Origin of the sequence: Ketogulonicigenium vulgare WSH-001 (assembly GCF_000223375.1) — a bacterium.
GTDB lineage: Bacteria > Pseudomonadota > Alphaproteobacteria > Rhodobacterales > Rhodobacteraceae > Ketogulonicigenium > Ketogulonicigenium vulgare.
On sequence record NC_017384.1, the window covers coordinates 827,568 to 839,860 of the forward strand.

A 12,293-nucleotide genomic window follows, 5' to 3' on the forward strand; every position below is an offset into this window, starting at 1 on the left:
TTCACGCAATTTGAAAGAATTGAGGACGGTTGGTGAAAGACGTGCAGGCCCCCGAGGAAAAATCCACCACCCTGCGTAGCGGTGTTGCCTGGACGGATGAGAATGCGCCCTTGATCCCGGTGCCCGATGCTTTTGGCAAGTTGCGCGCCATTGCGCGCGCCATCCCATTGCTGGCCGGTATCCTTATCCTGCTGATTATATTGCTTATATTGCGCGTGATCGAGCGCCCTTTGATGGGCGAGCGTCGCCCGCTGACCTTGCCGATCAAGCTATGGGGCTGCCGCTGGGCGCTGTTTTGCATGGGGTTGCGGTTGGAAACCCGTGGCAAGGACAGTCATCATGCGGGGGCGGTTGTTGCCAATCACGCAAGCTGGCTGGATATTTTCGTGCTGGGTGCGGCGGCGGGCGTGACCTTCGTGTCAAAGGCCGAGGTTGCGCGCTGGCCGCTGATCGGTCCCTTGGCGCGGCTGACCGGCACCCTATTTATCACCCGTGATCCGCGCGCGGCGCAGGCGCAGGTCGACCTGATGCGCGCCCGTTTTGCCGCAGGGCAGCGGCTGCTGTTTTTCCCAGAGGGCACTTCGACCGATGGGCAGCGGGTGCTGCCGTTTCGCACGACCCTTTTCGCGTCGATCTGTGCGGTTCACAGCCAGCAGCCGATCTGGGTGCAGCCGATTTCCGTGCGTTACATCGCGCCTGCGGGCGCTGATCCGCGCTTTTATGCCTGGTATGGCACAATGGGTTTTGCGCCGCATTTTCTGGCGATGTTGGCGCAGCGCAAGCATGGTTTTGTGCGCGTGACCTTTCACCCGCCGATCCCGGTGACGGATAACAGCGACCGCAAAACGCTGGCCGCTGCCGCGGAGGCTGCCGTCCGCAGCGGGCTTTAGGCCGCCAGCTTTTTATTCACCGCCTCGACCAGCGCGGCGAGCGAAAAGGGCTTGGGCAGGAATGTGCAATTGGGGATCATCGCGCGATGGTCGTCAAAGCTCTCCTCGGCATAGCCCGAGATCAGGATCACCCGCGTGCCGGGGCGATCTTGCAGCGCCTGCTGCACCCATGCCGGGCCGTTCAGGCCAGGCATGATCACATCCGAGATGATCAGATCCACCTGAACCAGCGGATCTTCCAGCAATTTCAACGCGCCCTCGGCGCTATCCGCCTCGAGGACGTTCATCCCGGCAAGGCGCAAGGCGCGGCTGGCAAAGGCGCGCACGGGCGCCTCATCCTCGGCGATTAGCACGTTTTGGCCGGTGCTTGCGGGCAGCGGCATAAAGCCCGCCGCGGGCTGCGCGGGCGTGGTCGGTATGGTGTCGCTGGGCGCTTCGGCGGGGAAAATCAGCGTAAAGCAACTGCCGCCCTCTGGCCGCGTCTCTGGCCCTGAATCGACAAAAACATAGCCGCCACTTTGCTTTACAAAGCCGTAAACCATAGACAGGCCCAGCCCAGTACCTTCACCCACGCGTTTGGTCGTAAAGAACGGTTCAAAAATCTTGTCGAGGATGGCGGCGGGAATGCCCGTGCCATTATCGGCGACGGTGATTTCAACGTAATCGCCCGTGGGCACGCGGGCGCGATCGCGCAAAAGCGGCGTGGCCAAGGTCAGATTGCGCGTCGCGATCGTAATCTGACCGCCGTTTGGCAGGGCGTCGCGGGCGTTTACCACCAAATTCACCAGCGCTTGTTCCAACTGGCGCCGATCGACGCGGATATGCGACAGATCGCTGTCGTTCGACAGCAAAAGCTGTGCCCGCTCGCCAAGCAGCGTGCGCAGCAGGAAGCCAACCTCGCTGATGGTCTGATCGGCGGCGATGCTTTCCACCGTCAGCGACTGCTTGCGCGAGAAGGCCAGCAATTGCCGCACCAAGGCGGCCGCGCGATTGGCGTTGTGGTGGATCTGCATCAGGTCGGCATAGCTGGCATCATGGCGGTCATGGCGCAACAGCAGCAGGTCGCAATGGCCCGAGATCGCGGTCAGCAGGTTGTTGAAATCATGCGCGATCCCGCCGGCAAGCTGTCCGACGGCCTGCATTTTCTGGCTTTGCAGGAACTGCTCTTCCAGCAGTTTCAATTCGGTCACATCGTCCAGAATCGCCAAAACCCCGTCGGGGATCATGCCATGCGCTTCGCTGAGGCGGACTTGGAACACCTTATCGCCCTGCACGTCATTCAGGAATTCGACATAAGAGAGGGCGCGCCCCTCATGCACCTCGCGCAGCCAGTCGACCATCGGGCGGCCCAGCCCCTCCAGCACATTGAGGACGGGCGTGCCGGGGGTGACCTCTTGGCCCAGCAGCGCCTCGGCGGCGGCGTTGATGGCGCGGATATGGCCGGTCAGATCGAACAGGGCCAGCGGCACCGGCAGGTTCACCGCAACCTGCCAGCGGTCGGATAATTGCACGGCCGCGCGGGCGCGCTGTGTGCCCAGCGAGGGCGAGACCGACCATTCCAGCCGCCCCAGGCCCAGCCGCGTCACCCGCAGGTGACCGTGCCACAGGCTTTCGCCCCGGCGCAAAGTGCTGCCCGCGCGGCTTGCAAGGTCTTGTAATTCCTCATGCGTATCAGGCAGGCGCAGCACCAGCGCATCGGCAATGCTCATCTGTCCCGCTGTTTCCTTGGGCAGATAGAGCCAGCTTGCCGCAGCGGGCGACAGCGTCAACAGGCGACCCTTGCGATCACTGATCAGCGTGACGGCCTCGGTCGGCATGGTGTCTGTCGGCACTTCACCTTTTACGACTGCCATCATCTTCCCCGTACTTTGGGCGGATCGTTGATCCGGTCTTGCCTGATCAAGGATAACAAAATGTAAATACGGGGAGAATGGTGTTCTTTCGCTACCAGTTATACTCGGTGATGATCAGCCGCCCCGGATTGCGGCGCGAGCCGTCATAGGTGCCGATCCAGATGTCATACAGACCCTGTTGCGGGTTGCTGAAGGTGATCGCCGGGTTCAGGCCGCGGTAATCATCATTGTAATACCATGTGCCATCGGGGGCCGAGATCAGCAGGATCGCATCGGCATTCGCCTCGATCGCGATGGTCAATTGCGCCGAGCTGCCATTCCAATACAGGTCAAAGTCGGGACGCTGGGTGACAAAACCGCCCCAGTTGGTGCCGCAATTTTGCAGGTTGATCGTGCCGCCTGCCGTAATATTGCGCACATGGGGGTCGGGCATGAAACCCGCGTTCAACTGGATCGAGCCGAAATGCGGCTGGCCGCGCCAGTCAGGGCAGGCGGAGGCCGCAGTGGCAAGGCCGACAAGCGCCGCAGTTACAGCGCCAAACAAAGCACGTGAGCGGATCATGATTGCTACCTTCAAAACATGCGAGATGCGCATGAATTGACCCGCCTGCGGCGCTTGTCAACATTTTCGTGATCAAATGGTTGATTTTAGGCCTGATGTCGCAGCACGTACAGGTAAAAGCCATCCCAATCGGGGCCCGGCAGCAGCTGCATCCGGTCTGTTTGCTGCCACTGCGGATGGGCGGCGCAAAAGGCTGCGATCTGGTCGTCATTCTCGCCCTGCAGCACCGAACAGGTGGCATAGGCCAGCACACCACCCGCCGTCACAAGTCGGGCGGCTTTGGGCAATATCTCAGATTGCACACGAACAAGAGCCTGTAAGTCCTTGTCCTCAAATCGCCATTTCGCATCGGGTGTGCGTCGCCACGTGCCGCTGCCTGAACAGGGCGCGTCGATCAGCACCAGATCATAGGGGCCAGAGCGCGCCACATCGGCAGGCCCGATCTGGCGGATTTTCAGCCCGGCGCGTGCGGCGCGAGCGGGCAGATCTGCCATGCGGGCGGGCGCGGCGTCATGGGCGGCGATATCCAGCCTTGCACGCGCCCCCATCGCCAAGGATTTGCCGCCACCCCCAGCGCAATAATCCAAAACGCGCATACCATCGGACAGCGGCAGGCGCAGGATCGCGGCTTGGGATGCGGCATCTTGCAGCTCGACCAGACCTTGCAGATAGGCTTGGGCATTCTGCACTTTGCGGGCGTTTTTGGTGACGATCAGCGCGGTCTCGACGCTGTTGTGCGGGCGCGTCTCGATCTCTTCCGCGGCCAGCGCGGCTTGTGCCTTTTCGCGGCCGCCTTTGCGGGTATTGACCCGCAGATGCACATCGGCACGCTGAGAAAGCGCCGCCATCGCGCGATCCGCCTGATCGCCAAGCGAGGCGCGAAAGGCTGCAATCAGCGGTGCGGGCAGGTTCCACCGCGCGGGGCCGTCATCGGGCAAAGGCGCGGGTGCGGCGCGTTCGGCCTCGGTCAGCGCGGGCGGCGCATAGGCGGCACCGCTGAAAATCGCCTCCAGATCCTCAGCCGCTGCGCGCAGCGCGCCGATCATCAGGCCGCGCCCCGACAGGGCGTGGCCCAGATGCGCATATTCATCCCGCCGCCGCAGCGCGTCAAAGACCCGATCCCGCACGGCGGCGCGGTCGCCCGAGCCCGCATAGCGGTTGGCGCGCGCCCAGGAAATCAGCGCGCGCTCGGCAGGCTCGCCTGCGATGATCTGGTCTAGCACCGCAATGGCTGCGGCGACGCGGGCGGCAGGGGTCATCAGCCGATCCGGTAATTCGGGCTTTCGCGCGTGATCTGCACGTCATGGACGTGGCTTTCGCGCAGACCCGCCGAGGTGATCTTCACAAAGCTGCAGTTTTTGCGCATTTCCGCCACAGTGGCGCAGCCGGTGTAACCCATAGCGGCACGCAGGCCGCCGACCATCTGGTGCACGACCGTATGCGCGGCGCCTTTATAGGGCACTTGGCCTTCGATCCCTTCGGGGACCAGCTTGTCGCTGGCGGCGTCCTTTTGGAAATAGCGGTCGGCCGAGCCGCGCGCCATTGCCCCAAGGCTGCCCATGCCGCGATAGGATTTATACGAGCGGCCCTGATACAGGATCACCTCGCCGGGGGACTCGTCCGTGCCTGCGATCATGCTGCCGACCATGGCGCAGGACGCGCCTGCCGCGATGGCCTTGGCGAAATCGCCCGAGAATTTGATCCCGCCATCTGCGATCACTGGCACATCGCCCGCGGCGCCTGCGGCATCCATCACAGCGGTCAGCTGCGGCACGCCCACGCCCGCGACCATGCGCGTCGTGCAGATCGAGCCGGGGCCGATCCCCACTTTCACTGCATCCGCGCCAGCATCAATCAGCGCGCGGGTGCCATCGGCGGTGGCGACGTTACCGGCCATAATCTCGACCCCGTTCGACTCGCGGCGCAGGCGATCAACGGCCTTGGCAACGCCCGCCGAATGGCCATGGGCGGTGTCGATGACGATAATATCGACGCCTGCGTCGATCAGGGCCAGCGAACGCTCGAACCCTTCATCGCCGACGGTCGAGGCGGCAGCGACGCGCAGGCGGCCCAGCTCGTCCTTGCAGGCGATCGGGTTCAGCACGGCTTGCTCGCTGTCTTTCAGGGTCAAAAGGCCGGTCAGTTTGCCCGCATCATCGGTCACCAGCAGCTTTTCAATCCGGCGGGCGCGCATCAGGCTGCGGGCCTCATCGAGATCGGCAGGCTCGCGCAGGATCGCCAGATCATTCGAGGTCATCATGACGCTGACGGGGGTCTTGTCATCATTGGCAAAGCGCATGTCGCGGTTCGTCACGATGCCAACCACCAGACCGCTTTCGTTCACTACCGGAAAACCGGTGATGGCATAGCGGGCCATTAGCGCCTTGGCATCGGCCAGGGTCTGGTCGGGGCGCAGCGTGATCGGGTTGTAAACGGTGCCCGAAACGAAACGCTTGACCTTGCGGACCTCATTGGCCTGCTGTTCGGTGTTCAGGTTGCGGTGGACGACGCCAATGCCGCCCGCCTGTGCCATGGCGATCGCCATGCGCGCTTCGGTCACGGTATCCATCGCGCTGGACAGCAGCGGAATGTTCATCGAAATGTTGCGGGTGACCATCGTGCGCGTATCTGCGGTAGACGGCAGAACTGAGGATGCGCCGGGAACCAGCAGGACATCATCAAAGGTAAGTGCCTCACGAATCTCCATGCGCGTTCTCCTCGGGCTGGGACTGTTGGCACTTGCCTATTGCATGGATCTTTGACGGGGAAAAGGGCGAAAGCCTTAATTTTTCCGCGGGCCGATCCGCCCCAGATGGGTATTTTGAAAGCCCGAGGGCAGTTTCAGCCCGTATCCCAGCGCGCGATCCATCCCGGCATGACCCAGCCACAGCGCGCCAATCGCGGCCAGCGCGGGCAGGGCAAAGACCAGCCCCGCCACCAGTAAAATCAGGCCAAGCGCATAGATATGCATAAGATTATAGATCACAGCGCCCATGCGCGGCCCAAGGGCATAGGCCGCAAAGGTCAGATCGGGGATAAAGAAAATCAGCAGGGCCGCCCACCACGCAAAGACGGTGCCGGTAAAGGTCAGAAACGCAAGGGCAGCGAGGAAGATCAGCCCGCCCTCGATCCGTTGAAAGAGGACGGCCTCGCGCATCACTTCACCTCGCGCAGCAGCAGCGACAGGGCGTGGGCGGTCGCACGCGCGCGCACATCGGCGCGGCCAATCGCGCCAAATTCGACGGTCTCGGTATGGCAAAAGCCGGGGCCGGCCACGGCAAAGCAGACGCGGCCCTCGGGTTTGAATTCAGATCCGCCTGGGCCCGCGATACCGGTGGTGGCAACGGCGAAATTGGCGGTGGAGTGATGGATCGCGCCGCGTGCCATTTGCGCCGCGACCTGTTCGGACACTGCGCCATAGCGGTCCAGCGTGCCGCCTTGCACCCCCAGCATCGCAACCTTGGCGTCATTCGTATAGGTGACAAAGCCACGGTCAAAGATGGCAGATGATCCGGCAATATCGGTGATCGCGGCCGCCACCATGCCGCCGGTGCAGCTTTCGGCGGTGGCGATCATCGCGCCCGCCGCCTTGGCCTGTTCCAGCAAGATCTCTGCCGCGCGTGTCATAGCAGGATCATCAACCCGTGCGAGAGCGCCGCCAGCAGGATCACGATCAGGCCCGCAAAGACGCCCGCGATCACATCATCCAGCATCAGCCCCAGCGCATCGCCGCGCCGGTCGGCCTTGCCGATGGGCCCCGGTTTCCAGATGTCGAACAGGCGAAACAGGATAAAGCCTGCGACAAAGCCGGGCCACAGGCGCAGGATGTCGCCCTCGATCCGGTTCGCGGCCATGGTGCCGCCGATAAAGACCGGCCATAGCGCGATCCACTGGCCGACCACCTCGTCGATGACGACAAAGCTGGGGTCATTATCGCCCGAGGCCGCGATCTGTTCGCGCGCGGCCCAAAGCCCGATAAAGAACAAGGCCACAGTTGCGGCGAGGATCAGCCACAGACCGCCGAGCTGCCACAGCAGATAGGCGAGGGCGACCGCTGCCGCCGATCCCCAGGTGCCGGGGGCCGGGCGCAAAAGGCCGATGTAGAAAACGGTTGCGATCAGGCGGCTCATGCTTTCACCAAAGTTGCGGTTGCGATTGCAGCGATCCCCTCGCTGCGGCCGGTAAAGCCAAGCCGCTCCGAGGTTGTCGCCTTCACGCTGACGCGTGTCTCCTCCAGCCCCATGATCGCGGCCATGGCCGCGCGCATAGCGGGCGCATGGGGGCCGATCTTAGGCTGCTCGCAGATCAGCGTGCAGTCAACATGCGTCATGGTAAAGCCCTGATCGCGGGCCATGGCGCAGGCATGGTCCAAAAAGATGCGGCTGGCTGCGCCTTTCCACTGCGGGTCCGATGGCGGGAAGTGCTGGCCGATATCGCCCGCCGCGAGCGCGCCATAGATCGCATCGGTCACCGCATGCATACCGACATCCGCGTCGGAATGGCCGACCAGGCCGTGGCTATGGGGCACCTCGACCCCGCAAAGCCAGACCGATTGGCCGGGGCCAAAGGCATGCACGTCGAAACCGTTGCCGGTGCGGATATCCATTGTGTCTTCCAGTTGTTTGGCGGCGCGGGTGAAATCCGCGGCTGTGGTCAGTTTCAGGTTACGCTCATCGCCGGGGGTAATGGCAACCTCTATCCCGGCGCGCAGCGCAAGCGCCACGTCATCGGCGGCGTCGGATGGTGCCGTTTCATGCGCCTGCAAAATGGCGCGATAGGCAAAGCCCTGGGGCGTTTGGGCGCGCAGCAACCCGTCGCGCGGCACGATCTGCGTCACGATATCACCCGCGCCGCGCCACAGGGCATCGGTCACGGGCAGGGCGGGCGCGGCGCCGGCATGGGTCTGCAAGGCCGCGATCACACCATCGATCACCGCCTGCGGCGTCAGGGGGCGCGCTGCGTCATGGATCAGCACATGGCTGGGCGCATGGGGCGCAAGGGCGCGCAGACCCGCCAGCACGCTTTCGCTGCGGGTCGCGCCGCCGATGGTGTGGATCAGCTTGTCTTGGGGCAGGCTGCCGCACCGTTGCGCCTCATCGGGATGCGTCACAAGGGCAATTTGCCCAATCCGGTCATCGCGTTGAAACAAAGCCAGCGTATGGGCCAGCACCGGCTGCCCGTTCAAAAGCCGCCATTGTTTGGGCAATCCGCCCCCCGCCCGCAGGCCGCGTCCCGCCGCCACAATCACAACAGCAATCTGCATGTGTCCCGCCTTAATGCCTTGCCGCAATCTAATCCGATCTTTGCACAGGCGCAATTCACGGGCGTCACGGCAATTTGTTGCACAATTTGTGTGCAAGTGATATATTTCATAACGAGCAGGAGGCCTATTTTGCCGCCCGGCCTTGAGATCACAGTTTGTCTGGCTCTACATGGGATGTAGTGATTAATTATGCGGCAATCGACCAAACAAGTGGCGTACCTTCCGTCTATCCAGATTGACCAGCATGTGCTGAAGCCGGTGGTTCTGGCGCCTTTGGCCGGGATTACCGACTTGCCCTATCGCCAGATGGTGGGGGCATTCGGGGCGGGCTGGGTCGTGTCCGAGATGATTGCCAGCCAAGAGATTTTAACCAACCGTCCCGGCACGATTGAAAAGGCCGAGCTGGGTCTGGATCAGGCAAACACCGCGGTGCAGCTTGCTGGCCGCGAGGCTGAATGGATGGCCGAGGCTGCAAAGATGATCGAAGGGAACGGCGCACAACTGATTGATATTAATATGGGTTGCCCGGCCAAAAAGGTGACCAGCGGGCTGTCGGGCTCGGCGCTGATGCGCGATCTGGACCATGCTTTGCGCCTGATCGAGGCAACGGTCGGCGCGGTCAAAGTGCCGGTAACGCTCAAGATGCGTCTGGGCTGGGACGATGACCAGATTAACGCACCAGAGCTGGCAAAACGCGCCGAAGGGGCAGGGATCAAGCTGGTCACGATCCATGGTCGCACGCGTTGTCAGTTCTATACCGGCCGCGCGGATTGGGCCGCGATCCGTGCTGTGAAACAGGCGGTGTCGATCCCTGTGATCGCCAATGGCGATATTTGCAGCGTTCAAGATGCGCGCGATGCGCTGGAACAATCCGGCGCCGATGGTGTGATGATCGGCCGCGGCGCGCAGGGGCGGCCCTGGCTGCTGGCCGAGGTGATGGCCGATTTGTGCGGCACGGCGGCGCCCGTAATTCCCAAAGGGGCCGCTTTCGCCGATCTGGTTTTGACGCATTACGATGCGGTTTTGAATTTCTATGGCGCGACGCTGGGCCACCGTGTCGCGCGCAAACATTTGGGTTGGTTTATGGATACGGCAGGCACATCCGATGTGCTGCGTCGCGCGGTTCTGACCGCGCCGACAGCGGCGGATGTGATCGCCCTGCTGCCGACCGCCCTTGATAGCGAACAAAGGCATGCTGCATGACGACTGCAATCCCCCTGACGGGTATTCCCGACAAAGACAGCGCGCTGTGGTCATCGCTGCCAGTGGCTGCGCTGCTGCTGGATGAGAGCGATCATATTCAAGAGATTAATCCCGCTGCCGAGGCTTTTTTGAACATCTCGGCCCGGGCGCTGCGAGATGCGCCCGTATGGGACAAGGTGATGGTCGATGCGCCTTTGGAAGAGGCCTTTGCCCGGGCGCGCAAATACGAATCCTCGCTGTTCGTGAATGATGTCGATGTGGGTTCAGGCGAGCGTCCCCCCGCCCTGTGCAATATCTATTTCGCGCCGCTGCAAGGCTCGCCGGGCAAGATGCTGATGCTGATCAGCCCGCGTGAAATCTCGCATCGGATGACGCAAAAGAATTCCTCGGTGAAGGCCGCGAAATCGGCGATCGGCATGGCGGAAATGCTGGCGCATGAGATTAAAAACCCGCTGGCGGGTATCACGGGCGCGGCGCAATTGCTGTCGATGGGTCTTGAGGGTTCGGATATCGAGCTGACCGATCTGATCGTCGAGGAAAGCCGCCGCATCGTGAAGCTGCTGGAACAGGTCGAGCAATTCGGAAACCTGCGTCCGCCTGCGCGCAAGCCCGTCAATATTCACGATATTCTGGATCGTGCGCGGCAGTCGGCCTCGGTCGGCTTTGGGGCGCATATGATGTTCCTCGAGGAATATGACCCCTCGCTGCCGCGCACCTATATTGATCCCGACCAGATGCTGCAGGTGTTTTTGAACCTGCTGAAGAACGCATCCGAGGCGGGCCAACCCGGCGGTTCGATCCGCATTCATACCTTTTACGAGCCTTCGCTGCGGGTGCGTCGCCCTGACGGGAATTCCGACCGTCTGCCGCTGCAGGTTGAAATTATTGATGATGGCCCCGGCCTGCCGCCCGATATTGCCGATGATATTTTTGAACCCTTTGTCTCGGGGCGCGAAAATGGCACCGGCCTCGGCCTTGCGCTGGTGTCGAAACTTGTGACCGCCGTGGGGGGGTGGATTTCGGTTGAATCCATCCCCGGCCGCACGGTCTTCCGCGTCTCCTTGCCGCTTGTGCCCAAGGAAGCCACTGATTTAGCAGGAGAAGAATGATGGACGGAACAGTCCTTGTTGCTGATGACGATCGCACGATCCGCACCGTATTGACGCAGGCCCTGACCCGCGCCGGGTGCAAAGTGCATGCAACCTCCTCGCTGGTCACGCTGATGCGCTGGGTCGAGGAGGGCAAAGGCGATCTGGTCATTTCAGACGTCATCATGCCCGATGGCAATGGTCTGGACCAATTGCCGAAAATCGCGAAATCGCGCCCCGGCCTGCCGGTCATCGTGATTTCGGCGCAAAACACCATTATGACCGCCATTCAGGCGGCCGAGGCGGATGCGTTCGACTATCTGCCAAAGCCGTTCGATCTGCCCGATCTGATGCGCCGCGCCGCCCGCGCGCTAGAGGTCAAGCGCCGCATCAACCCGCCAAAACCCGCAGAAATCCCCGAACGCCCGACCGCGGATCTGCCGCTGGTGGGCCGCACGCCTTCGATGCAATCTTTGTATCGTCTGGTCGCGCGGGTGATGAATACCTCGCTGCCGGTGATGATCTCGGGTGAAAGTGGCACAGGTAAGTCGCTGATTGCAAAGGCGCTGCACGACTTTTCGGATCGCCGCTCGCTGCCGTTTGTCGTCGTCGGCAGCAGCGATCTGCAAGGGGTCGAAGGGCCGTCCTCGGTCCTGACGCGGGCGCGTGGTGGCTCGATCCTGCTGGACGAAGTCAGCGATTTGGATGCCGAGGCGCAGGCCCGCGTCGTGCGGATGCTGGATAGCCTCGACGATCACGCGCCGCGCATCATGGCGACCTCGCAGGTCGATCTGATGGGACAGATCGAAGCCGGTCAGTTCCGCGAGGATCTGTTCTATCGTCTGGGTGGCGTCACCATCAACGTGCCCGCGCTGCGTGAGCGCGTCGACGATATCCCGCTGTTGGCCGAGCATTTCCTGACCCGCGCCGAACGCGACGGCTTTACGCTGCGCCGCTTTTCCGCGCCTGCGCTGGAACTGGTGCGCACCTATAGCTGGCCGGGCAATGTGCGGCAGTTGGAAAACGTCATCCGCCGTCTGGTCGTGACCTCCTCCGAGGAGGAAATCTCGCGCGCCGAGATCGAGGCCGTGCTGGGCCACCAGCCGACGATGGAGCCGATGCGCGGTGCCTCGGACGGGGAAAAGCTGATGACTTCGGTCGCCAAACATCTGCGCCGCTATTTCGATCTGCACGGTGGCGTGCTGCCGCCCCCCGGCCTTTACAACCGGATTTTGAAGGATGTGGAGACGCCGCTGATCGAAATCGCACTGGATGCAACCGGCGGAAATCAGGCGAAATGTGCCGATCTGCTGGGGATCAATCGCAATACTTTGCGCAAAAAGATCACAGATCTGGATATTCGCGTGACACGGCGGCGTAAGCTGATGTAACTTCGCAACAGTTTTGGGTGGCGCTGCAACAGCGCTGCCCAAT

12 protein-coding genes are annotated in these 12,293 nt (G+C 62.4%); 4 read left to right on the plus strand and 8 right to left on the minus strand.

What is annotated here, in order from left to right; all coding sequences use genetic code 11:
- Nucleotides 1-32: 32 nt before the first annotated feature.
- Nucleotides 33-890 (plus strand): lyso-ornithine lipid O-acyltransferase, encoded by an 858-nt coding sequence (gene olsA / locus KVU_RS04160; RefSeq protein ID WP_013384081.1) that lies wholly within the window; start codon nt 33-35, stop codon nt 888-890.
- Here olsA and KVU_RS04165 read toward each other — a convergent pair.
- The 8 genes from KVU_RS04165 to KVU_RS04200 all read right to left on the minus strand — a co-directional run bounded on the left by KVU_RS04165 (nt 887) and on the right by KVU_RS04200 (nt 8,568).
- Nucleotides 887-2,743, minus strand: coding sequence for an ATP-binding protein (locus tag KVU_RS04165; protein ID WP_014537660.1), 1,857 nt, complete (start codon nt 2,741-2,743; stop codon nt 887-889). The genes olsA and KVU_RS04165 overlap by 4 nt on opposite strands.
- Nucleotides 2,744-2,834: 91 nt before the next feature.
- Nucleotides 2,835-3,305: a peptidase S1 gene (locus KVU_RS04170; RefSeq protein WP_013384082.1), complete on the minus strand. Its 471-nt coding sequence runs from the start codon at nt 3,303-3,305 to the stop codon at nt 2,835-2,837.
- 86 nt (nt 3,306-3,391) lie between these two features.
- Nucleotides 3,392-4,564, minus strand: a complete 1,173-nt coding sequence (locus tag KVU_RS04175; protein WP_013384083.1) for an RsmB/NOP family class I SAM-dependent RNA methyltransferase — start codon at nt 4,562-4,564, stop codon at nt 3,392-3,394.
- Nucleotides 4,564-6,012, minus strand: coding sequence for an IMP dehydrogenase (gene guaB, locus KVU_RS04180; RefSeq protein ID WP_013384084.1), 1,449 nt, complete (start codon nt 6,010-6,012; stop codon nt 4,564-4,566). Before guaB ends, KVU_RS04175 begins: the two co-directional genes overlap by 1 nt.
- A 75-nt stretch (nt 6,013-6,087) precedes the next feature.
- A complete protein-coding gene (locus tag KVU_RS04185; protein ID WP_013384085.1) occupies nt 6,088-6,462 on the minus strand; it encodes a DUF4260 domain-containing protein in 375 nt (124 codons plus the stop codon).
- Entirely contained in the window at nt 6,462-6,932 is a 471-nt protein-coding gene (locus tag KVU_RS04190; RefSeq protein ID WP_014537661.1) for a CinA family protein, read from the minus strand. The genes KVU_RS04185 and KVU_RS04190 overlap by 1 nt, the downstream gene beginning before the upstream one ends.
- On the minus strand, nt 6,929-7,435 hold the full coding sequence (locus tag KVU_RS04195; RefSeq protein WP_014537662.1) for a phosphatidylglycerophosphatase A family protein: 507 nt from the start codon (nt 7,433-7,435) through the stop codon (nt 6,929-6,931). Before KVU_RS04195 ends, KVU_RS04190 begins: the two co-directional genes overlap by 4 nt.
- Entirely contained in the window at nt 7,432-8,568 is a 1,137-nt protein-coding gene (locus tag KVU_RS04200; protein ID WP_013384089.1) for a bifunctional 2-C-methyl-D-erythritol 4-phosphate cytidylyltransferase/2-C-methyl-D-erythritol 2,4-cyclodiphosphate synthase, read from the minus strand. Before KVU_RS04200 ends, KVU_RS04195 begins: the two co-directional genes overlap by 4 nt.
- A 189-nt stretch (nt 8,569-8,757) precedes the next feature.
- Between KVU_RS04200 and dusB the strand changes: the two genes are divergently transcribed.
- The 3 genes from dusB to KVU_RS04220 are packed head-to-tail and all read left to right on the plus strand — an operon-like array spanning nt 8,758 to nt 12,250.
- Entirely contained in the window at nt 8,758-9,771 is a 1,014-nt protein-coding gene (gene dusB, locus KVU_RS04210; protein ID WP_013384091.1) for a tRNA dihydrouridine synthase DusB, read from the plus strand.
- The gene (locus KVU_RS04215; protein WP_013384092.1) at nt 9,768-10,880 is read left to right on the plus strand and encodes a two-component system sensor histidine kinase NtrB; all 1,113 of its coding nucleotides are present in this window, start codon (nt 9,768-9,770) and stop codon (nt 10,878-10,880) included. Before dusB ends, KVU_RS04215 begins: the two co-directional genes overlap by 4 nt.
- Nucleotides 10,880-12,250, plus strand: coding sequence for a sigma-54-dependent Fis family transcriptional regulator (locus KVU_RS04220; RefSeq protein WP_044008030.1), 1,371 nt, complete (start codon nt 10,880-10,882; stop codon nt 12,248-12,250). The genes KVU_RS04215 and KVU_RS04220 overlap by 1 nt, the downstream gene beginning before the upstream one ends.
- The last annotated feature ends 43 nt before the right edge of the window (nt 12,251-12,293 follow it).

Excerpts from the sequence above, each read along its gene's own strand:
- KVU_RS04165 (WP_014537660.1), bottom strand. The coding sequence starts at position 2,743 with ATGGCAGTCGTAAAAGGTGAAGTGCCGACAGACACCATGCCGACCGAG.
- KVU_RS04170 (WP_013384082.1), bottom strand. The coding sequence starts at position 3,305 with ATGATCCGCTCACGTGCTTTGTTTGGCGCTGTAACTGCGGCGCTTGTC.
- KVU_RS04175 (WP_013384083.1), bottom strand. The coding sequence starts at position 4,564 with ATGACCCCTGCCGCCCGCGTCGCCGCAGCCATTGCGGTGCTAGACCAG.
- guaB (WP_013384084.1), bottom strand. The coding sequence starts at position 6,012 with ATGGAGATTCGTGAGGCACTTACCTTTGATGATGTCCTGCTGGTTCCC.
- KVU_RS04185 (WP_013384085.1), bottom strand. The coding sequence starts at position 6,462 with ATGCGCGAGGCCGTCCTCTTTCAACGGATCGAGGGCGGGCTGATCTTC.
- KVU_RS04190 (WP_014537661.1), bottom strand. The coding sequence starts at position 6,932 with ATGACACGCGCGGCAGAGATCTTGCTGGAACAGGCCAAGGCGGCGGGC.
- KVU_RS04195 (WP_014537662.1), bottom strand. The coding sequence starts at position 7,435 with ATGAGCCGCCTGATCGCAACCGTTTTCTACATCGGCCTTTTGCGCCCG.
- KVU_RS04200 (WP_013384089.1), bottom strand. The coding sequence starts at position 8,568 with ATGCAGATTGCTGTTGTGATTGTGGCGGCGGGACGCGGCCTGCGGGCG.
- dusB (WP_013384091.1), top strand. The coding sequence starts at position 8,758 with ATGCGGCAATCGACCAAACAAGTGGCGTACCTTCCGTCTATCCAGATT.
- KVU_RS04215 (WP_013384092.1), top strand. The coding sequence starts at position 9,768 with ATGACGACTGCAATCCCCCTGACGGGTATTCCCGACAAAGACAGCGCG.
- KVU_RS04220 (WP_044008030.1), top strand. The coding sequence starts at position 10,880 with ATGGACGGAACAGTCCTTGTTGCTGATGACGATCGCACGATCCGCACC.